We start from the raw sequence: 22,280 nt of genomic DNA on the forward strand, positions 1-22,280 counted from the left end.
GGATGAGTGTCGTTAATTTTCGCTAATGGGTGTCCCCTTTGTTGCTTTGTTATTTGAGGAAGTGATGTGAGTAAGTTAGTAATGAGGTGTTTGTGTTGGCTAGGCGCTATAGCGGTTTTTGTGCAGTTTATGTTTTTCTTGAATTCGGGGCCGAAAGATAACCCATATATGAAAATTTACTCATCGCAGGATGACGCAGGTTTCGTGGGTTGTGAGTTTTCAGGTGATACGGAGGGTGGACTTGCCTATCGGTTAAAATTTACGCCGGGTGAGTGTCGTTTGGTGGAGTACAGCGGAAGTAATCTTATTAGGTTTGCTGTCGAATATCCTGGAATGGAGGTTGCTGACTTTAGTGGGGAGGTCAAAAAATCACTGGTGTTCTTTTATCTTGAATACGTTTCTCAGAGCAAGTTCGATGAAAATAGAGTACTTGAGGGGAAGGTGCCATCTTCGGTGGTTGATGGAGTTGAGTCTTATGACGTTGGAGGGTTTGTAGAGCGTAAGTTCAAAGGGGGAGATGGTGTGTTTGTGTATGTTTCCAGCGAGATAAATACTTTCCGGGCTAGTCGATTATATAGGCCGGGGCTGTGGGTGTCCTATCAGTATTCAAAGCTAAATGATGATGTGCGAAAAATGGATGACTTTGCCTTGAAAGTTCTCGGTAAAGCAGTTGAGTAAGGAGCGTTTTTGTGTCGATGGTAGATTTTAGTTCTGCGCAGTTACTGGAGTTAAAGCGGTTATTTGACGGTAAGGACTATCCTGGTGCGTATGGTTATATGCATGGGGTTGTTGCGGAAAAAATCGCAGTTGCAGGCAAGGGTGAGGATGTTACTCAGTTGCAAGTAGTTGCCAACTGGTTGATAACTGCAAAGGCTATCAACTCAAATGATCGTGGTAATTTTCTTGGTGATATCGTTCGAGGCTCCATAAAATTTGCAGTTGCAACAACGGAGCTAAAGGGGGCAGATTTATTTTTAGGATTGAATCTGATTTCGGAAAATAAATCTGTCCCCTTTGTTATTATGAGTGGTTATGTTAACAACGCTAGCTAAGAAGGGGCAGTTTGGTAAAGATGAATTTTTAGTCCAAACAAGGAAGGGTAAGGACGTTCCGGCCAAATGGCTTGATGATGGAGCCGGTAATTACATTATCGACCCCTGGACGAGTGAGCCTTACATGGTTCCGATGGAATACGACGTCAAGAGCGTTGTCAGTAAATACGCCGCTATTCGTGATGGCATAAATGGTGGAAGTAAAGGCGCGATTAACTATGAAAATCCTGAGATTTCCATCCAGCTAAAGGGGGCAGATTTATTTTTAGGATTGAATCTGATTTCGGAAAATAAATCTGTCCCCTTTGTTGTTTTTCTTGTGGTGGTTTCTCCGAGGGATTTATAGGGTGTGAGCTAAAGTGGGCAGATTTATTTTTTAGGATCGGAATTCGGAAAATAAATCTGCTCCTTGTTTACTATGGTTGGAGGTATCGTTTGTTGAGAGGTTCAGGTTTGAGAAAATTAATAAAGTCCGGTTTTTTTTGTATTGGGGTCGTATGGGTTGTCGGGTATTGTCTAAGTTATATGATTGCTCTGATTCCAGCTTCGTCAGATGAACCATATATAGAGCTGCATCCCTCTCCAAGTGGAGGGGTCGTAGCCGCGTTGGTTAGTTATTCAGGTGGAGGCGGACTTGCACCTTATTGCTATGACAAGATCTTTATATTTAACAGTATTCTGGATGTGCGCACTGCGATAAAAGAAAAAAAATATCAGGTTTACTCTGCTCTCTGCGCCTCGTTTTCTGGTGGAGGTAATTCCCCGAAATTAGAGTGGGTGCTCGATAGTAAAGTCCGTGTGGAGTTTGCCTTGGGAGACTCGCAGTTCGACGTTCGCAATGTTGATATGAAAGGCATGGATGAAACAGGAGGGGTGCGTGTTGAGTTTTATGCGCATCAATGAGTGTGTAGTTGTTAGAATTTTAATAAGGAGTGGTTATGTCAACAACGCTAGCTAAGAAGGGGCAGTTTGGTAAGGATGAATTTTTGGTCCAGACAAGGAAGGGTAAGGACGTTCCGGCCAAATGGCTTGATGATGGAGCCGGTAATTACATTATCGACCCCTGGACGAGTAAGCCTTACATGGTTCCGATGGAGTACGATGTTAAAAGCATTATTGGTAAGTATGCGGCTATTCGTGATGGTATCAATAGTGGAAGTAAAGGCGCGATTAACTATGAAAACCCTGAGATTTCCATTCGGGCCGAAGTTTATAAAGTCCTTTATGAATCGTTAAGGCAGGGCGGTGACGGGGACTTGCAGCGTGGCTATAAGGGCGCAAGTGGTGACTTGGGTGATCGTTTTGTCCCCGACTTTACAAATGCTGCCTCCTTTAATCTCGGTCTTATCGGCACTGTACTGGGCGTTTCTGGTACGGAAATAACGGCGGGTGGCGGCTTCTATAACAAGTATAATTATTTTGCGGATATTTTAAAAAACGGCTCCAGTAAACTTGATACGTCGGGCAGTTGGTGGAATAACCCAAACAATGTTAAGTCCATCGATACAGGTATTGCTTTTGCCGACTCAAAAAAAGAAGATATTAATCATTGGGACGGGATTAAAAATAACCCGGATCTTAAAAAGCTGATTGATATCGACATTGATCCCTTTCCCGAGGCCCGAAAGAATACTGCAAACGAAGGGAAAGCCCAGCAGGACGTTGCCAACGGTTTCGTTGAAAACACGGCGACCCATAAAGTCTCTGCGTTGGAAAATCTGCTCAACAAGACCGATTTCACCTCCACTCAAATGGCCAGCCTCGCCTCGGGTGGTGTTCGTCCCGGTGAAATGCAGCTTGATCCCAACGCTCGGCCCAACACCTATCTGTCGAGCTTCTACCAAGCCCCAAACAGCAGCAAACCGGATTTCAGCTTGCGCAATGCCGTGACCCTGAACGGTTTGTCGGCCATGTCGACGTTTAACACCTACGTTGACCCGCTGTTGCTGGATTTGACCGGTAATGGCGTGCACATGACCGATATCCGCGACGGTGTGCTGTTCGATACCGACCACAGTGGCACGCTCAAGCGCAGCGGCTGGGCGGATCGCAGTACCGGGATGTTGGTGATCGACGATGGCAGCGGTCAGATCAAGGACGTCAGCCAGATGTTCTCCGAGTATTACGGCGGCAGGGCCGGCGTCAACGGCGCGGCGGGCGAGACGAAGTTCAAGGACGGTTTCGCAGCGTTGGCCAGCGAGGACGCGAACAAGGACGGCGTGATCGATCAGAAAGACCCGATCTGGAGCAAGCTGCGGGTCTGGGTTGATGGCACACATGACGCAAAAGTCGATGCCGGTGAACTGAAGACACTGGCCGAGTTGGGCATTACCCAGATCAACGTCCGCGCCGCTTCTGGCAATGCTGAAATCCGTGATGGCAACAAGGTGCTCGCCACCGGTTCTTTCACCATCAATGGCAAGAATCAGGAAGCGCTGGCGGTCGATTTCCTTGGCGATCCGGTCAGCAACACTGTGAGTACGCAGGGCACCGGCACGCGAGTGACTTCCACCACCAACGGCATCACCACCACCGCGTATGCCAGCCAGAGCACCACGGGTGAAACCCTGAACGCAGCGCAATTGGGCGTGAGCAATCTGTACGGTGGCAGCGGCGACGACACCTTGATCGCCGCTCCAGCCGGCGGTTGGTTGGTGGGCGGTGCCGGCAGCAACACCTATGTCGGCGGAGCAGGCGATGACGTCTTTGTCATCAGTGCTTCGGACAATCCGGTCAATATTCACGGCAATGGCGGTCACGACACGGCGATCATCGTTGGTGACAAAGGCGTGGTGTTGAACATGGCCCACGCCGGTTTGACCATCGCCGAGGGTGGCAGTGGCAACGACACGATCATGAGCGGTGGCACCGGCAGCGCCTTCATCAAAGGTGGCTCCGGCAATTCGACCCTGGTGGGCGGCGCGGGCAACGACGTACTGGTCGGCGGCACCGGGCACAACACCATTATCGGTGGCAGCGGCAAAGCGGTGATTTATGCCGGGCCACAGGGCGACACCATTTACGCCTCCGAAGCCGGCAGCATCATTCACGCCGGTGGCGGCGCCGATACAATCTACGGCGGCGCCGGTAACGATGTGATCGAAGTCGGCCACGGCAATGCGACGATCGACGGCGACGGCGGGATCAACCTGGTGACGCTGCACGGTAATCATGGCGATTACCGCATCACCCGCACCGACAGCGGTTATGAAGTGGCCGACAAGGTTGCCGGTCGTGACGGCACGGTGACGCTGAAAAACATTCAGAAGCTCAACTTCTCGGATATTTCAGCCGTCGACCTGCAAACCCCCAACGCCATGCCGGTAGCGGATGTGCTGACCCATGACAAGGACGGCAAGGTCTTCGATCGTACGCAGACCCACCTGATTTCTGCAGAGAGCCTGTTGGCGAACGATCAACACCTCAACAGCCAGGGCGCGCTGCGTATCGCCAATGTTGGTGACGCGGTGGGCGGTACGGTCAGCCTCACGGCCCAGGGTGATGTGCTGTTCAACCCGGACGCGCATTACACCGGCCTGATCAGTTTCAAATACGGCGTGGCCGATGCGGCCGGCAATCTGTCCGCGTCGGTGGTGGACCTCGGTAGTGGGCAGACCGCGCCAATGCGTGCCGGTGTCACTTTGCTGACCCCTGAAGTGCCGCTCGATCCACTGGCGGCTCAGGAGTGGTACTTGAGCGACACCAACGTGCTGCCGGTGTGGAAGGACTACACCGGCAAGGGCGTGCGCATCGGTCAGTTCGAGCCGGGTGGCCAGTTCGCCACGGCGCCTGAGATCTTTGATATCGCCCACCCGGATTTGGCGCCGAACGTCGACAAAACCTGGTTGCAGACTCAACAGGCGGGCGGCACGTTGCCGGGGCTGGTGTCCAACCACGCGACGATGGTTGCGGGCGTCATGGTCGCGGCCAAGAATGGCGCAGGTGGCGTGGGCGTGGCCTACGACGCAACGTTGGGTGGTTATTACCTGGCCAACAGCGGCGCCGATCTGGCCGGGTTGGGGCATATGGTCAGTTTTGACATTGCCAACAACAGCTGGGGTTTCACCTCTGACTTCGCCCTCAGCAGCTATCAGGACGGCAACTTCACGACGGCCACGGCGCTGAGCGTGAATGCGCAGTACGCAGCGAGCAACGGTCGTGGCGGACTGGGCACCATTATTGTGGCGGCGGGCGGCAACAGCCGAGCTACCGGCGGCAATGCCCAGGGTTCGCTGACCAACAACAATCGCTTCTCGGTCGAAGTCGGCGCGATCAACGCACAGGGTGATCTGTCGACCTTGCAGATTGGTTCGTCGCCGTTTTCCAATCCGGGCGCCAGCCTGCTGGTGTCGGCACCGGGCAGCAATGTCGTGTCCACCAGCCACATGCTGGAAACCGAACGCGGCTCCACCTTCGGCAACGATTACACCAGCATGCAAGGCACCAGTTTTGCCGCACCGATTGTCTCCAGCATCGTTGCGCTGATGCTCCAGGCCAACCCGAACCTGGGTTATCGGGATGTGCAGCAGATCCTGGCTTTGTCGGCGCGCAAGGTCAACGACCTGTCCACCCAATGGAGCGATAACGCTGCCCACGGCTGGAACGGTGGTGGTATGCACACCAGCAACGATTACGGTTTTGGTGAGGTCGATGCTCGCGCCGCCGTGCGCTTGTCCGAGGCCTGGATGACCCAGAGCACCGGCGCCAACGAGCACGTCTACAGTGCATCGAGCGGTGCGCTCGGCAAACCTTTGGCGGCGGGCGCGACACTGACATCGTCCATCGCGATGAATGCCGGTTTGAATGTTGAGCACGTCGAAATCGACTTTGATGCTCAGGTCGGCCGCCTCGGCGATTTGACCCTCAACCTGATTTCCCCGGATGGCACACAAAGCGTGTTGCTCAACCGTCAGGGCAAAGTCCCGGACGGCATGCCGGGGGCCAGTGCAACCGACATCGGCAGTACGCAGTCCGGGGCGTTCAAGTACACCTTCATGACGACTCATGACTTCGGCGAACGCTCGGCTGGCAACTGGACGTTGCAGGTAACTGATTCGGCCTCCGGTCTGCCGGTTACGCTCAACAGCTGGTCGCTGCGTTTGTATGGCAGCAAGAGCAGCCCGGACGACACCTATTTCTATACCGATGAATACATCAAGTCGGTGGCCGCAAATGCCAATCGTGCGGTGCTCGATGATGCCGTCAATGGCGTGGTGGGTGGGCGCAATACCCTCAATGCGGCAGCCGTCTCGGGGGATACCTCGGTCAACCTGCTGACCGGTGTCGCCAGCATCGGCGGCGCGGCGTTGACGGTGAAAAATCCGTCGGCCATTCAGAACATCGTCACCGGCGATGGTAACGACACACTGGTCGCCGGTGCGGCCGATGCCTTGCTCGACGGCGGGCGTGGCAACAACACGTTGATGGGCGGTGCGGGCAAGGACTTCTTTGTGGTCCATCGCCGTGACGCGGGCCGCGATACCATCAGCAACTTCGAGGCCGCTCGTGGCGAAATCGTTGATCTGGTGGGCTTCGCCGGCAAGAAGTTCGCGGACCTGGTGCTGACGCAGCAGGGCACGGACGTCAAGGTCGACCTGGGCAAGGACCAGAGCATCGTCCTGAAAAATCAGGCACTCGCTGGCATCACCGCAGCGAACTTCAAGTTCCAGGACACCTTTGTCGCCCCGACGGCTTACGTCAACAGTGATGCTCAAGCGGTCAAGCCGCAAGAGGGTCTGGGCATCGTGGTGCTCAACGGTGGCGGTAAAGGCGTGATGTACGGCAGCGACGCTCAGGGAAAAACCGTGGCCTCGCTGAACGGCACGATCTACAGCCATGACAGCGCGACGTCGGATGTGTTTGTGGTGGCGGCTCAACCCGGCGCCAAGGATTACAGCAACGCCTTGCGCGGGTTCCGGCATGGCGTCGACAAGATCGACCTGCGTCAGACCGGCGTCACCGATTTCAGCCAGTTGACCGTCGAACACCAGAACCGCGCCACCTTCAATGGCCTGACGCAGATTCATGGTGTGTACGTGAAGCGCAGCGATTCGAACACCACGCTGTTGTATCTGGATGCATTGGATGTGGCACAGGTCAGTGCCTCGGACTTCCTTTTTGCCGATCATGCGCCGGTTGTGGTGCAGCCAGTCGGACCGGTGCCGCCAGTGGTCGTGCCGCCAACCGTCACCGTGCCGGGTACATTGACGCCGATTATCGATCGCCCTGGCGTCGACAAACCTGTGGTGGTCGGGCCGCTGCCGCCGATTGATCTGCATCCGACCATTGTCGTTCCCGACCCGGTCCTGCGACCTTCAATCACGATTCCAGACTTCAAGTTGCCGGAGACCAAGACCATCGATCAGATCCTTGCCGAGCGCGGCGTCGATCTGAACCCGAAAGTGCCGGAGCATAAAACCGTCGATCAGATCCTTGCCGAGCGTGATGCGAATCGCGGAGCGACGACGGTCCCTGAACGCAAAACCATTGAGCAGATTCTCGCCGAGCGCGGTGTCGGTTCGCTGGAACCGTCGAAGTTGCCGGACATCGGTCCGGTCGGGCGTGAGGTGGGCGGGCGTACCCCGATTGATATTCCGAGCCCGCGGCCGATTGTCATTCCGGACATTCCGGCGATCGATTTCTCTCATCGCGACCTGGATATCCCGACTCGTCGACCGATTACCGTTCCAGACGTTGTGGGTGTGCAAGATCCCCGGCTGACTGTCGATAACGCTCGCAAGATAACCGACGACTCGAACGCTGCGCTTGCGGCGATCCGGGACCGAATCCGCGGGGCAACCTCTTCGACAGATGCCCCGGCGCCTGTGGCTAGCGACCCCAACGTCATGACGGTCCAGGGTTTCTTCGCCGATGTCACGCTTGGCGACGAGAGCAAGACCATCAACGTCGAGGCCTCCAATGCCAAAGTGCTTGCCGGCAACGGCGACAACAAGGTCAATGTGACGGGCCGTCGGGGCAATATCACCCTGGGCAACGGCAATAACGTGGTGACTGGCAATGTCGACAAACTCACGGTTGGCCACGGCAATAACATCATTACCGACTCCGGGTCTTTCTCCACGGTAAAACTGGGGGATGGCAATAATAAGGTGGTGGTCAGCGGCAACATGCCGACGGTTGAAGTCGGGCACGGGGTCAATGACATCGAGTTCAGCAGTGCGAGTGGCGATCTGGTGTTCGGCAAGGACATCAACCCCGATCATCTGTGGTTCCAGCACAAAGGCCAGGACCTGCAGATATCTGTCATCGGCAGCAAGCAGGAGGTCACGCTGCATAACTGGTATGCCAGTACCCCTGAGCGTCCACGCGACATCATGGCCGGGGACCGCCATCGGTTGATGGACAATGATGTCGAGCACCTGGTCCAGGCCATGGCGGCGTTCGCGCCGGCGGCACCGGCGAGCATGACCTTCGGTGCCGCCGAGCAGCAGGTGTTGCAACCTGTGCTGGCGGCCAACTGGATGTAAATAACCCCGCGTTAACTCGGTAACACGGCCCGCGATACTCATCGCGGGCCTTCGACCGCCTCGTTCGAGACCGGTCATAATCCCAGACATCACCCGTCCCTGTAGCAGCTGCCGAAGGCTGCGTTCGAGCGCGCAGCGGTCGTAAACCCTGTATGCACGGTCATCCTGACGCACCGCAGTGCCTGATTTCACGACTGCTTCGCAGCCGAACGCAGCCTTCGGCAGCTGCTACGGGAGTCGTGGCGACGGTAATACGCGAGCGACATCAGCACAGTTTCGTGTCTGCACCGGTCTTGCACCTTTCTACGCACACAAACCGCCATGCGGCGGTTAAACTTCATGCCTTTCTAGAAGGAGTTCTCATGAGTTACTACCAGCCGGGCATCCTTGCCACCCCCGTTCCGCCTCAGGCGCGTCATTTGTTTTTCGCTCTCGAATCCGCCGAGGCTCTGCCGGCTGCGCTCGAGAACCTGATGCAACTGGTGGACGGCAAGTCGGCGGTGGTCGGTTTTGGCAAGTCGCTGGTCAATGCACTGGGCGTGAAAGTAGCGGGGCTTCGACCGTTCCCGGCGATGATCGGCGTTGGCGTCGATAACCCTTCGACCCAGCACGCGCTGTGGTGCTGGCTGCACGGTGAGGATCGTGGCGAGTTGCTTAACCGCAGCCGTGCCCTGGAAGTCGCACTGGCTCCAGCGTTGCGCCTGGTGCAGATGAACGAAGCCTTCCGTCACATGAGTGGCCACGACCTGACAGGCTATGAAGACGGCACCGAAAACCCCCACGACGAAGCCGCCGTTGCCGCAGCGCTGGTGGCTGAGGGTGAGGACAGTCCGGTGGGTGGCAGTTTCGCCGCGATCCAGCAGTGGCAGCATGATCTGAACGGTTTTAATGCGATGCCGTCCCATGAGCAGGACAACATCATTGGCCGTCGCAAGAGCGACAACGAAGAACTCGACGACGCGCCGATTTCCGCTCACGTCAAACGCACCGCTCAGGAAAGCTTCACCCCCGAAGCCTTCATCGTGCGTCGTTCGATGCCGTGGATCGAAGGTGATCGTGCCGGCCTGATGTTCTTGGCCTTCGGTCATTCCTTCAACGCTTTCGAAGCCCAACTGCGCCGCATGAGTGGCCTGGAAGACGGCATCGTTGACGGTCTGTACCGCATGAGCCGGCCGATCACCGGCGGCTACTACTGGTGCCCGCCGCTCAAGAATGATCGGCTGGATTTGCGTGCGCTGAACATCGGCTGAAGACGGGACATTGATACAGGGAGAGGGCGATGACCGTCGTGCGATGGGGAATGATCGGCTGCGGCAGTGTCGCCGAGCGCAAGAGCGGCCCGGCCTTCTACAAGGCGCCGGGTTCGGCGCTGGTGGCGGTGATGGGGCGACGGCTGGAGGTGGTGCAGGACTATGCCGCGCGCCATGGCATCGAGCGGTTTTACACTGATGCCGAATCGCTGATCGCCGACCCTGAAGTGGACGCGGTGTACATCGCAACGCCTCCCGACAGTCACCATGCCTACAGTCTGCTGGTCGCTGCGGCCGGCAAACATTGCTGCGTCGAAAAACCCATGGCGTTGAACGCCCGACAAAGTCAGGAGATGCAGCAGGTCTTCGCCAATGCCGGGCTGCACCTGTTTGTGTCTTATTACCGGCGCTCCCTGCCGCGTTTCCAGCAGGTGCGCCAATGGTTGCAAGAGGGCCGTATCGGCGAGGTTCGACACCTGACCTGGACCCTGACCAAAGCACCTTCACCGGCGGACCAAAGCGGCAGTGCCAACTGGCGCACCGACCCGCAAGTTGCCGGCGGCGGCTACTTTGTTGACCTCGCCAGTCATGGCCTCGATCTGTTCCAGTACCTGCTGGGTGACATCGTTGAAGTCGCCGGTTTTACCGCGCGTCAGGCCGGGTTGTACGCGGCTGAAGACGCAGTGAGTGCCAGTTGGCGCTTCGCTGGCGGGGCGCTGGGCATGGGCTGCTGGAACTTCGCCGCCGATCGTCGCGAAGACCGTGTCGAGCTGATTGGCAGTCAAGGCCGAATCAGCTTCTCGGTGTTCGATGAGCACCCGGTGCAGCTGCAAACCAACGAAATCCTCAGCCTGCACATCGATCATCCTGAGCACATCCAGTGGCATCACGTACTCGGCATGAACGCGCACATTCGCGGTGAATCGCAGCATCCTGCGACAGCGGACCAGGCCTTGAAAGCCGATTGGGTGATGGACCAGATTCTCAAGCGTGGCGGCAACTGACCTGACGCACGCCAGGCCAGCCATTAATCAGAACGACGAGCTGACACTCGCCACCCAGGTAGCGCTGCAGGTATCAGTAAACCCGGAGTTACTTGCGCACTGACTGTCCGACAGGTCGGTGTCGATGTAACTCAGGCCCCAGGTCAGGCCGACAAAGTCATGGGTCAGCTTGGCTTCCCATTCATGGTAGGCCTCGCTGCTTTGCCCGTCCTGCGACCAGAACCGCGGATCCTTGAAGTCCATCCGGCCGTAGCGCAGCTTCAGGCCGGTCTCCAGCGGCAAGCGCGTTTCGTAGCCCAGGTAATTGTAGAGCGTGCTTTGCTTGCTGTCCTCGCCGGGGGCGTCGCCGGAGTAGTAATTGCCGAGTATGAAACCGTAGGCGTTGAGAATGGCGTAGACCTCGCTTTGGTTGAACTGGCTTTCGTTGGGGTAGGCGTATTTGATGTAACCCAGGTCCAGGCTCACCGGTTCAGTGATCTGCCAGAGCCAGCCGGCGTAGTACTCGACCTCCTGACGGGTTTTGAGACCAAAGCCGAAATCGACGTTTGAGGTCCAGACCCCCAGGTACAGGCCGCTGATGTGCTGCAAGGTCGCACCGAACTGCGCGGCGGGGTCATTCTTGGTTTGCGAAATACCGCGGCTGCGGTAATCGCTGGCCAGGCTCAGGTCCAGTTGCACGGCCAACTCATCGTTGATCGCCACCGCGTGGCTGGTCAGCGGTGCAAGGGAAAAACAGCCAAGGGCGAGGAGGGCGAAGCGGTTCATGTGACGGTCCCGTTATTGTGGTTGTTATGGGCAGGTGCAGGCAAAGCGCCGCCCAAACCCTCGCGGCAAGCACGGGGCGGGCAGTGCGGACAGGCTTTTTTTATTGTGCGGCGGGGGCGTAGACTTCGCGACCAGCGAACCAGGTGCTCAGTACCTGGGTATCGTGCAGGGCTTTTTCATCGACCTTGAACACATCCCGGTCGACGATGATGAAGTCTGCCTGCTTGCCGGTTTGCAGCGAACCGATCAGCTGTTCCAGACCAATGGTGCGGGCGGCGTTGACGGTGTAGGCGTAGAACATGGTCTCGCGGTCGATGCTTTCGTCTTTGTTCAACACACCCTTTGGCCCTGCACGAGTGATGGCCTGGGCAATGGCGTTGAACGGGTTCGGCGATGACACCGGCCAGTCACTGGCGCCGGCAATCGTGGCGCCTTGCTTGAGCAGCGAGTGCGCCGGGTACTGATAGCGAAAGGCGAGGGCGCTGACGTACGGCTTGACCATGCCCAGGGTGTACTCGTCGGCCGAGGCCCAGAGCAGTTGCATCGAGGCGATCACGTTGAGTGGTTTGAAGCGCGCAAACTCCTTGGGATTGACCAGTTGCAGGTGGGTGATGGAGTGGGTCACGCCGCTTTGCCGATCTTTGCGCGCCTGCTCGATGCCGTTCAACGACTCACGCACCGCGCGGTCGCCAATCGCATGAATGTGCACCAGCCAGCCGCGCTGGTCGGCGGCACTGACCAGCTCACCGAAATGCGCCGGATCGATCAGCAATTCGCCCTGTTTGTGCGAGTTGGTATAAGGGTCGATCAACGCCGCACTCTGTGCCGGAAACTCCAGTACGCCGTCGGCGAAGATCTTGATGCCGGGCAGGCTCAGGTTCGGGATGCCCTGGAACTGCTTGCGCACGATGTCCAGGGTGTCGAGATCTGCCGGGCGACTTTGCGGATTGGCCACCAGCAACGCAGCGACGTGGGCACTCATCGCACCGGTTTCAGACAACGCCTTGTACACCGGCAACACGCCGACGGTCTTCTCCGTGGGTTTGAGGGCGAACACCGGTTCCCCCGGTGCAGCGTTGGCGGCCGGGTCCATCCAGGCGGTGATGCCCAGGCTGTTGTTGTAACGCAGCGCGGCCTGGGCGGCACGCAACAGGTCCGCCGGACTCGCTTTGGGCATCACTGACGCGACCCGGTCCCAACCGGCGTCCACCAGAAAACCGTTGGGCGCGCCATTCGCCAGACGGCCAATGGTGTCGCGCTCGGCGACGGGCAGGTTGTTGATCAGCGCCGCATCGATCCCGGCACGCGTGAGCATCTGGTTATTGGCCCAGGCCGTGTGGTGATCGCTGCCGATGAACACAATCGGCACCTGCGCCCATTCACCCTGATTGAAACGCTGGGCAAAGGCCTCGGCCTGAGCCCAATAGGTCGAACTCATGCCGGCCACGCTCAGCGCATCGCCGTGCTTTGCCTTGCCGTCGTCACGCCAGCCGCGCAGGCGTTTTTCCAGTTCGTCGAGGCTGACCTGCTCATCTTCCATATTGGCTGCGGCCAGTTCCAGACCACCGAAGATTGCGTGTGAGTGGCTGTCGATCAGGCCGGGCATCAGGGTCTTGCCCGCCAGGTCGATGACGCGGGTCGAGGGTTCGATCAACGCCTTGATCTGCGCGTCGCTGCCGACCTGCAGCACTTTGCCGTCCTGCACTGCCAGAGCCTGTGCCTTGGGTTGAGTGTGGTTGGCGGTGAAGATCTTGCCGTTGATCAATACCAGGTCAACGGCGGCCATGGCTTCCATCGAGGCAAAAGCCACGGCGCAGCTCAGGAGTGTCGGGATGAATCTATTCATGCGAGGTGCCTTGTATTTATTCGTCTGGAAGCGAGACTAGTGGCTTGGCACGCTGGGCAGAACGCCTCAAACCAGCAAAACCCTTTTGCCTGAATGGAAAAACCATGGACAAGCTCAGTGCCTTGAAAATGTTTGTCGCGACGGCGGAGCACGGCAGTTTCAGCCGTGCCGCGCAGCAACTGGGCAAAACCCCGTCAGCGCTGACCAAGGCGGTCAGCCATCTGGAAGATGAACTCGGTGCACGCTTGTTCGAGCGCAGCACCCGCCGCACTTTGCTGACCGAGGTCGGTCGGCTGTATCTGGAGACGGCGCGCCAGGTGTTGCAACGCCTGCAAGAGGTCAACGAGGAGATCCTGCAGTTGCAGCACGGTTTGCAGGGCACCCTGAAAATCACCGCACCACTGGCCTTCGGCCGGGCTTTTCTCGACGAAGCATGCTCGGGCTTTCTCGATGAATACCCGCAAATCAGCTTGCACATCGACCTGTGCGACGAGTTCGTCGATCTGCTCGAAAGCGGTTACGACCTGGCGTTGCGTGAAGGCCATGACGACTTACCCGGACAGATCGCCCGAGTCGTCGGCGGTAATTGCCTGGCCCTTTGCGCCAGCCCCGATTACCTGATGCGCAACCCGGTTCCACTGACGCCACAGACCCTCGATCAGCATCACTGGCTGCTCTATCGACATGCGGCCCTGAGCCGTGAGTTCTGGTGGGTCGAGCGCGACGGTCAACGGCTCAGCTTGCCCCAGCCGTCACGGCCACGCCTGCAAAGCGGCAATTACGACTTGCTGTTGGCCAGTGCGCTGGCTGGGCGCGGCTTGCTGCACACGCCGTTGTGGAGCGCCGCACCGTATCTGGCGGATGGTCGGCTGGTGCGGCTGATGGCCGACTACCAGATTGATCCGGACGCCTTTGGTTCGCACATCCTGGCGGTCTACCCCAGTCATCGTCGGGCCACTGCCAAAGTGGCTGCTTTCATCGATTTCATTTCGGCTTTTCTACAGCAGCGCGGCCTGGGCTGAGGCTCACGACTGACGGTTCTTGTCAGGAAAAGTCGAGAGGAGTACAAATGTACTCCATGACGACTTTGACTCCCCGCCGTACCGCCATCCTGACCTTTATTCGCGAGCGTATCGCGCAGCAAGGTCAGCCACCGAGCCTCGCTGAAATCAGCGAGGCGTTCGGTTTTGCCTCGCGCAGCGTGGCGCGCAAGCACGTGGTGGCGCTGACCGAGGCCGGCTTCATCGAGGTCAATCCGCATCAGGCCCGTGGTATTCGCTTGCTCAATCAACCGCATCGCCCTGAGTTGCTGGACATCCCGGTACTCGGGCGGGTGGCCGCCGGTGCGCCGATGGGCGTCGATGCCGAGGTGCACAGCCGCTTGTGGCTGGATCCGTCGATGTTCTCGCGCACGCCGGACTACCTGCTGCGGGTTCAGGGCGACTCGATGATCGGCGACGGCATCCTCGACGGTGATCTGGTGGGCGTACGCCGCAGTGCCAAGGTGCAGAACGGCCAGATCGTCGTCGCGCGGCTTGAGGGTGAAGTCACCATCAAACGCTTTGAACGGGCAGGGGACAGCGTGCGGTTGTTGCCGCGCAACCCGGCTTACAGCCCCATTGTGGTCAACGCCGATCAGGATCTGGCGATTGAAGGGGTGTTCTGCGGTCTGGTGAGGCAAGGGTGATGGGCACCGTCGTTGCGCTGGATACGCTGTTCAATGGCGGCCAGGTCTGGAAAGGCCGGCCTGCGCCACCCAGCGTCAGCCCACAGCCGACCGGGCATGCGGCACTGGACGCGGCCTTGCCCAGCGGCGGCTGGCCGGAAGCGGCGCTGAGCGAAATCCTTATCGCCGGGCAGGGCGTGGGCGAGTTGCAACTGGTATGGCCAACCTTGGCCCGACTGACGACCGCCGGTGAGCGAGTGGTACTGGTGGCGCCGCCGTATGTGCCGTATCCCCAGGCCTGGCAGAACGCCGGGGTGGATTTGCGGCAGTTGTCGATTATTCAGACCAGTGACCGAGAGGCTCTGTGGGCGGCGGAACAATGCCTGCGCTCGGGCAGTTGCGGGGCGGTGCTGTGCTGGCCGCAACAGGCGGATGACCGCGCCTTGCGCCGCTTGCAGGTGGCGGCGGAAACCGGGCAGACCCTGGCGTTTGCCTATCGCTCGATCAAGGACGCCATCAACCCTTCACCGGCGGCCCTGCGTATTGCCATCGATTCCCGACCTGCGCAGTTAAGGGTGCTCAAGTGCCGTGGTGGGCTGGCTCGTTCGGCACCGATTGCCTTCGTCGCGGGGCAGTGAGGTTGGCATGCGCTGGGTCTGTATCCTTTTCCCGCAGCTGGCGCTGGACGCGGTATTGCGTCAGCGCAGCGATCCTGACGAACCGCTGGCGCTGCTGAGCGGCCCGGCGCAGCGTCGGGTGTTGCAAGCGGTCAATGAACCGGCGCGGGCATTGGGGTTGCGCCCCGGCCAGTCGATGACCGCCGCCCAGGCCTTGAGCAAGGCTTTTGCCTGCGCTGACTATGACGTGGCCGAAATCGAGCATTGGCAGCAGTTTCTCGCCGCCTGGGCCTACCGCTTCAGCTCTCAGGTCAGCGTGTATTACCCGCGTGCCGTGCTGTTTGAAATCGAGTCGAGCCTGGGATTGTTCGGGCCTTGGCCGCAGTTCGAGGCGCGGTTGCGCGCAGAGCTTACGGCGCTGGGGTTTCGGCATCGCCTGGTCGCGGCGCCCAATCCGCTGGCCGCACGGGTCCTGGCCAATGCCTACGACGGTCTGGCGGTACCGGACAATGACGCGCTACGGCAATTGCTCGGGCAGATGCCCATCGACCGGATCGGGCTTGAGCAAACGGTCGCTACCGCACTGTCGCGCATGGGCCTGCGCACCTTGAGTCAGGTTCAGGCGCTGCCGCGTCAAACCCTGGCCCGGCGCTTTGAGGCGCAGGTGCTCAAGCATCTCGATACCTTGTTGGGTGAGCGGCCGTTGGCCCTGGGGTTTTATCTGCCGCCGGACCGTTTTGATGTGCGGATCGAGCTGAATTTCGATGTGCAATCCCATCAGGCATTGCTGTTCCCGTTACGCCGGTTGACCGGTGATCTTTCGGCGTTTCTGTGTGGCCGGGACAGCGGCGTGCAGCGCTTTGACCTGCACCTGGAACACGCCGGGTTGCCGGACACGCTGATCAAGGTCGGTTTGTTGAGCGCCGAGCGCGACCCGGCGATGCTCTTCGAACTGGCGCGCGGTCGGCTGGAGCAGGTGCAGGTCGAGGCTCCGGTGCGTGGTTTTCGGCTGTCGGCGCAGGACTTGCCAAGCTTCGTCCCGCAACGTCGGGAGCTGTTCGACGAGCGTCCGCAGCAGTCCTTGCCCTGGGAGCAACTGCGCGAACGCCTGCGTGCGCGGCTGGGGGACGAGGCGGTGCAGGGGCTGGGTTTTCAGGCCGATCATCGACCGGAGTGTGCATGGCAGCCGAGTGCGCAGAGTCAGGTCGGCCCGGTGCTGGCTGATGTGCAACGTCCCGGCTGGTTGCTGACCGAGCTATTGCCCGTACACGAAGGCTCGGCGCGCATCCTCATGGGGCCGGAGCGCATCGAGTCCGGCTGGTGGGATGGCGCCGACGTACGCCGCGATTACTACCTGATCGAAACCCGCGCAGGCTCCAAGGCCTGGGCCTATCGTGCGGTGGGCGAGGCCGGGCCGCTGTGGCTGCAAGGCTGGTTCGCATGAGCGCCGACTACGCCGAACTGCACTGCCTGTCGAACTTCAGTTTCCAGCGGGGTGCATCGAGTGCCCACGAGCTGTTCGAACGGGCCAAGGGGCAGGGTTACCGAGCCTTGGCGATCACCGACGAGTGCACCCTGGCCGGTATCGTTCGTGCCTGGCAAGCGGCCAAGGCGCTGGAGTTGCCGCTGATCATCGGCAGTGAAATGCGCATCGAAAACGGACCGAAACTGGTGCTGCTGGTGGAAAACCTTGAGGGTTATCAGACCCTGTGCCGACTGATCACCCACGCCCGGCGGCGAACGGAAAAGGGCCAGTACCGGCTGCTGCGCGAAGACTTCAGCGGGCCATTGCCCGGGCTGTTGGCGCTGTGGGTGCCGGATACGGTCGACGCGCTGGAACACAGCGCTTGGCTTAAAGGTATTTTCGGCGAGCGGCTGTGGCTGGCGATTGAGCTGCACTGCGGACAGAACGACGCCCGTCGTCTGGCCGATTTACAGGCCCTGGCTGCCCGGTTACAGATTCCGGCGGTGGCCAGCGGCGACGTACACATGCATGCACGTGGCCGCCGCGCGTTGCAGGACACCATGACGGCGATTCGTCTGCATGTGCGGGTCGCCGACGCCGGGCAGCGCTTGCATCCCAATGGCGAACGACACTTGCGCAGCCTTGAGGCGTTGCGCGAGCTGTATCCACAGTCGTTGCTCGAAGAAACGCTGATCATTGCCCGACGCTGCACCTTCGATCTCGGTCAGTTGCGCTACCAATACCCGCGTGAACTGGTGCCGCAAGGGCAGACGCCGACTTCCTGGCTTCGCCGGTTGACCGAACAGGGCCTGTGCCGGCGCTGGCCCGAAGGGCCGGACAGCACGGTCATGACGCTGATCGAAAAGGAACTGAAGCTGATCGCCGAGCTCGGTTACGAGAGTTACTTTCTCACCGTCGAAGACATCGTCAGCTTCGCCCGTAGCCAGCGCATTCTGTGTCAGGGGCGCGGTTCGGCCGCCAACTCGGCGGTGTGTTAAGCCTTGGGGATCACCGAAATCGACCCGAGCCGGACGAGCATGCTGTTCGAACGGTTTCTATCCAGGGAACGCAACGAGCCGCCGGATATCGACGTTGATTTTGAACACGAGCGCCGCGAAGAAGTCTTGCAGTACGTGTTCCAGCGTTACGGCCGGACCCGGGCAGCGCTGACGGCGGTGGTCAGCACTTATCACGGTGCCGGCGCGATCCGCGACGTGGCCAAGGCCCTTGGTTTGCCGCCGGATCAGGTCAATGCGCTGGCCGATTGCTGCGGCCATTGGAGCGACGATGTGCCGCCGCTGGAGCGTTTGCGCGAAGGTGGCTTTGACCCGGACAGCCCGGTGTTGCGCCGAGTATTGAGCCTGACCCGGCAGTTGATCGGTTTCCCCCGGCACCTGTCCCAGCATCCGGGCGGTTTCGTGATTTCCGAGCAGCCGCTGGACAGCCTGGTGCCAGTGGAAAACGCGGCCATGGCCGAGCGCACGATCATCCAGTGGGACAAGGACGATCTGGACATGGTCGGCCTGCTCAAGGTCGACATTCTCGCCCTCGGCATGCTCAGCGCCATTCGCCGCTGTTTCGACTTGCTGCGCCACCATCGCGGGCGGGACCTGAGCCTGGCCAACATACCATCCGAGGACCCGCAAACCTACGAGATGATCAGCCGCGCCGACACCATTGGGGTGTTCCAGATCGAGTCCCGGGCGCAGATGTCGATGTTGCCCCGGCTCAAACCCAAGAACTTTTATGACCTGGTGATCGAAGTGGCCATCGTCCGTCCCGGCCCGATCCAGGGCGGGATGGTGCACCCGTACCTGCGGCGGCGTAATGGTGAGGAAAAAACAGTTTATCCCTCCCGAGAACTGGAGGCAGTGCTGGAGCGCACCCTCGGTGTGCCGTTGTTTCAGGAACAGGTCATGCAGATTGCGATTGTGGCGGCGGACTATAGCCCCGGCGAGGCCGATCAGTTACGCCGCTCCATGGCAGCCTGGAAGCGCCACGGTGGCCTTGAACCGCACCAGAAACGCCTTCGTGAAGGCATGCTGAAAAACGGTTACACGGAGGAATTCGCCGCGCAGATCTTCGAGCAGATCAAGGGCTTTGGCAGCTACGGTTTTCCCGAGTCTCACGCCGCCAGTTTTGCCTTGCTGACCTACGCCAGTTGCTGGTTGAAATGCCATGAGCCGGCGGCGTTTGCCTGTGCGCTGATCAACAGTTGGCCGATGGGTTTCTACAGCCCGGACCAGATTCTCCAGGATGCACGCCGGCATCAGTTGCAGATCCGCCCGGTGGACGTGGCCGCCAGCGACTGGGATTGCAGCCTGGAGCCGACTGACGGCGAGCAACCGGCGATTCGCCTGGGGTTGCGCATGATCAAGGGCTTTCGCGAAGACGACGCTCGCCGCATCGAAGCGGCACGTTCGCGGGGCGAATTCATCGACATCGCCGATCTTGGCGAGCGCGCCCGACTCGATGCTCGTGCGCAAGAGCAACTGGCCGACGCCGGAGCGTTGCGCAAGCTGGCCGGTGATCGCCATCGCGCACGCTGGGAAGTGGCGGGGGTACAGAAACAGCTGGGGCTGTTCGCCGGATTGCCGAGCCAGGAAGAGCCTTGCGTGGTGTTGCCCAAGCCGACCGTGAGCGAGGACCTGCAAGCCGACTACAGCAGTGTTGGCACCACACTCGGCCCGCATCCGCTGGCATTGTTGCGCGATGAGTTGCGTGCCCGGCGTTGTCGCAGTTCACGGGAACTGCTTGAAGTCGAACATGGGCGCAACGTCAGCGTCGCCGGCCTGGTCACCGGCCGCCAGCGTCCGGGCACGGCGAGTGGCGTGACCTTCGTCACCCTTGAAGACGAGTTCGGCAACATCAACGTGGTGGTCTGGCGCGACCTCGCCGAGCGTCAACGCAAAGCACTGATCGGCTCGCAACTGCTTAAGGTCGACGGACGCTGGGAGAAAGTCGGCGAAGTCCGGCACCTGATCGCAGGACGCTTGAGCGACCTGAGCCCGCTGCTCGATGGCATCAGCGTGCACAGCCGGGATTTTCACTAGTCGCCATGATCATCCAGGAAACTGACGCCAAAAAATATAAACACTGTCTTCAGTAGTGGCACTTTGGCATAATGCCGCCCGCCGACGTCCCGCACGTCGATTGCCGATTCGAATCCCCATTGCTTTTTCGCCACTGCAATCCGCAGTGGCTGGGCACGGCCATGCCGGGATAAACCGTTTTTCAGAAGGAATGCACAGTGAGAATGATCTCTCGAATGGTGGTATCAGGGGCAGCGATTGCCGTATTGGGCGCGATGGCCGGGTGTGCGACCGAAAGCTCCCGGGCATTGCCGGTAGAAAAAGTCGAAAGCGCCAGCCTTGCCTATTCCGGTGTTCGAGTGCCCATGGCAGTCGGCAAGTTCGACAACCGTTCGAGCTACATGCGCGGGATTTTCTCCGACGGTGTGGATCGCCTCGGCGGTCAGGCCAAGACCATCCTGATCACTCACTTGCAGCAGACCAACCGCTTCAGCGTGCTGGACCGCGACAACATGGGCGAGATCCAGCAGGAAGCGACGATCAAGGGCCAGTCCCAGCGCCTCAAGGGAGCTGACTTTGTGGTGACCGGCGACGTTACCGAGTTCGGCCGCAAAGAGACCGGTGATCACCAGTTGTTCGGCATTCTCGGTCGCGGCAAGACCCAGGTGGCGTACGCCAAGGTCAACTTGAACATCGTCAACATCAGCACGTCGGAAGTCGTCTATTCGACTCAGGGCGCGGGTGAATACGCCTTGTCCAACCGTGAAGTCATCGGCTTCGGCGGTACTGCTGCCTACGATTCGACCCTCAATGGCAAGGTGCTCGACCTGGCCATGCGCGAGGCGATCAATCGTCTGGTGGACGGCATGAATTCTGGTGCATGGAAACCGGGCAACTGATCAAGGTTGATGACAAGGAGCGGTACAAGCATGTTCAAGCGTTATATGTCGTGGGCGCCGATAGCGTCGATGTTGCTGGTGAGTGGCCTGCTGGCCGGATGCAACAGTCCGAAAACCCTTTACCAGTGGGAAGGCTACCAGCCACAGGTTTATGAGTATTTCAAAGGCGAAGAGCCCAAGGAAGCTCAGGCCGAAGCGCTGGAGCGCGACCTGCAAAAGATCAAGTCCACCGGCAAGACTCCGCCGCCTGGTTACCACGCCCACCTGGGTCTGTTGTACCTGAGCCTGGGCAAGGACGATCAGATGGTGCAGCAGTTCAGAACCGAGAAGACCCTGTTTCCAGAGTCGACGCCGTACATGGACTTTCTGCTTAAAAACGCCAAGACCGGAGACACCCAATGATCGCGCGCTCATTGAAACTGATGGCTGGCCTGCTGGCCCTGGCAGTCCTCGGCGGTTGCGTCAGCCCCAAGACCGTGGACTACTCGGCTTACAAACAAAGCCGTCCAAAAACCATTCTGGTGCTGCCGCCGCTGAACAATTCGCCGGACGTCAAGGCGTCCTACAGCATGCTCTCGCAGGTTACGTATCCGTTGGCTGAGGCCGGTTACTACGTGCTGCCGATCACACTGGTCGACGAGACGTTCCACCAGAACGGCCTGACCACGCCGGCGGACATCCACCAGGCACCGGCCAACAAACTGCGAGAGATCTTCGGTGCCGATGCCGCGCTCTACATTACCGTGACTGACTACGGCACTCGCTATATGGTGATCTCCAGTGCAACCGTAGTCACCGCCAGCGCAAAACTGGTAGACCTCAAGACGGGCACCACCCTGTGGACCGGCTCGGCCAGTGCGTCGAGCGAAGAGGGTAGCAACAACAATGGCGGCGGCTTGCTGGGTGTGCTGATCACCGCAGCGGTCAAGCAGATCATCAACAGCTCCACCGACGCCGGTCACCCGATTGCCGGTGTCACCAGTGCACGACTGTTGTCGGCAGGGCATCCTGCGGGCTTGCTGTACGGGCCGCGTTCGCCGAAGTACGGTACCGACTGAAATTGTAGGCCGGCGTAGGAGCTGCCGCAGGCTGCGATCTTTTGATCTTGTCTTCGGCTGTCTCCATATGCCAAAAGATCGCAGCCTGCGGCAGCTCCTACGCTGGCTATGTAAACCGTAACCCTGCCAAACGTCTTAC

Annotated in this window: 16 protein-coding genes and 1 pseudogene; 15 read left to right on the forward strand and 2 right to left on the reverse strand. The window is 59.3% G+C overall.

The annotated features are described in order from the left end of the window. Nucleotides 1-66: 66 nt before the first annotated feature. From ACIPIN_RS12835 to ACIPIN_RS12865, 7 genes are all read left to right on the forward strand, one after another. Entirely contained in the window at nucleotides 67-678 is a 612-nt protein-coding gene (locus ACIPIN_RS12835; RefSeq protein WP_401119074.1) for a hypothetical protein, read from the forward strand. Nucleotides 679-689: 11 nt separating this feature from the next. Then, nucleotides 690-1,052, forward strand: coding sequence for a hypothetical protein (locus tag ACIPIN_RS12840; protein ID WP_401119076.1), 363 nt, complete (start codon nucleotides 690-692; stop codon nucleotides 1,050-1,052). Then, a complete protein-coding gene (locus tag ACIPIN_RS12845; protein ID WP_401119078.1) occupies nucleotides 1,033-1,398 on the forward strand; it encodes a hypothetical protein in 366 nt (121 codons plus the stop codon). Before ACIPIN_RS12840 ends, ACIPIN_RS12845 begins: the two co-directional genes overlap by 20 nt. Before the next feature lie 179 nt (nucleotides 1,399-1,577). Further along, nucleotides 1,578-1,955, forward strand: coding sequence for a hypothetical protein (locus tag ACIPIN_RS12850; RefSeq protein ID WP_401119081.1), 378 nt, complete (start codon nucleotides 1,578-1,580; stop codon nucleotides 1,953-1,955). Between the two features lie 848 nt (nucleotides 1,956-2,803). After that, nucleotides 2,804-8,539, forward strand: coding sequence for a S8 family serine peptidase (locus ACIPIN_RS12855; RefSeq protein WP_401119159.1), 5,736 nt, complete (start codon nucleotides 2,804-2,806; stop codon nucleotides 8,537-8,539). 362 nt (nucleotides 8,540-8,901) lie between these two features. After that, nucleotides 8,902-9,789: a Dyp-type peroxidase gene (locus tag ACIPIN_RS12860; protein ID WP_401119083.1), complete on the forward strand. Its 888-nt coding sequence runs from the start codon at nucleotides 8,902-8,904 to the stop codon at nucleotides 9,787-9,789. Between the two features lie 29 nt (nucleotides 9,790-9,818). Then, nucleotides 9,819-10,793, forward strand: a complete 975-nt coding sequence (locus tag ACIPIN_RS12865) for a Gfo/Idh/MocA family protein (RefSeq protein WP_401119086.1) — start codon at nucleotides 9,819-9,821, stop codon at nucleotides 10,791-10,793. A 27-nt stretch (nucleotides 10,794-10,820) separates the two neighbouring features. On the opposite strand, the gene ACIPIN_RS12870 is transcribed toward ACIPIN_RS12865, so the two are convergent. Beyond that, entirely contained in the window at nucleotides 10,821-11,558 is a 738-nt protein-coding gene (locus ACIPIN_RS12870; RefSeq protein WP_401119088.1) for a TorF family putative porin, read from the reverse strand. A 100-nt stretch (nucleotides 11,559-11,658) separates the two neighbouring features. Beyond that, on the reverse strand, nucleotides 11,659-13,404 hold the full coding sequence (locus ACIPIN_RS12875; protein WP_401119089.1) for an amidohydrolase: 1,746 nt from the start codon (nucleotides 13,402-13,404) through the stop codon (nucleotides 11,659-11,661). A gap of 104 nt (nucleotides 13,405-13,508) precedes the next feature. On the opposite strand from ACIPIN_RS12875, the gene ACIPIN_RS12880 reads away from it, so the two are divergent. The 8 genes and pseudogenes from ACIPIN_RS12880 to ACIPIN_RS12915 all read left to right on the forward strand — a co-directional run bounded on the left by ACIPIN_RS12880 (nucleotide 13,509) and on the right by ACIPIN_RS12915 (nucleotide 22,141). Next, entirely contained in the window at nucleotides 13,509-14,426 is a 918-nt protein-coding gene (locus tag ACIPIN_RS12880) for a LysR substrate-binding domain-containing protein (RefSeq protein WP_401119092.1), read from the forward strand. Between the two features lie 47 nt (nucleotides 14,427-14,473). Then, a complete protein-coding gene (gene lexA / locus ACIPIN_RS12885; RefSeq protein WP_401119095.1) occupies nucleotides 14,474-15,091 on the forward strand; it encodes a transcriptional repressor LexA in 618 nt (205 codons plus the stop codon). Next, complete coding sequence (imuA, locus tag ACIPIN_RS12890) at nucleotides 15,091-15,708, forward strand: translesion DNA synthesis-associated protein ImuA (protein WP_401119098.1); 618 nt, start codon at nucleotides 15,091-15,093, stop codon at nucleotides 15,706-15,708. Before lexA ends, imuA begins: the two co-directional genes overlap by 1 nt. A gap of 7 nt (nucleotides 15,709-15,715) precedes the next feature. Next, nucleotides 15,716-17,131, forward strand: coding sequence for a Y-family DNA polymerase (locus tag ACIPIN_RS12895; RefSeq protein ID WP_401119101.1), 1,416 nt, complete (start codon nucleotides 15,716-15,718; stop codon nucleotides 17,129-17,131). Further along, nucleotides 17,107-20,205: pseudogene (locus ACIPIN_RS12900) on the forward strand (error-prone DNA polymerase). The gene ACIPIN_RS12895 and the pseudogene ACIPIN_RS12900 overlap by 25 nt, the downstream one beginning before the upstream one ends. A 203-nt stretch (nucleotides 20,206-20,408) precedes the next feature. Then, complete coding sequence (locus ACIPIN_RS12905) at nucleotides 20,409-21,083, forward strand: CsgG/HfaB family protein (protein WP_401119103.1); 675 nt, start codon at nucleotides 20,409-20,411, stop codon at nucleotides 21,081-21,083. 45 nt (nucleotides 21,084-21,128) lie between these two features. Then, nucleotides 21,129-21,485 carry a DUF4810 domain-containing protein gene (locus ACIPIN_RS12910; protein ID WP_401119161.1) on the forward strand — a complete coding sequence of 119 codons (357 nt, stop codon included), beginning with the start codon at nucleotides 21,129-21,131 and terminating at the stop codon, nucleotides 21,483-21,485. Continuing rightward, entirely contained in the window at nucleotides 21,482-22,141 is a 660-nt protein-coding gene (locus ACIPIN_RS12915) for a DUF799 domain-containing protein (RefSeq protein ID WP_401119106.1), read from the forward strand. The genes ACIPIN_RS12910 and ACIPIN_RS12915 overlap by 4 nt, the downstream gene beginning before the upstream one ends. Nucleotides 22,142-22,280: the final 139 nt, after the last annotated feature.

The sequence above is a fragment of the Pseudomonas sp. NPDC087697 genome, assembly GCF_044743155.1.
Taxonomy (GTDB): domain Bacteria; phylum Pseudomonadota; class Gammaproteobacteria; order Pseudomonadales; family Pseudomonadaceae; genus Aquipseudomonas.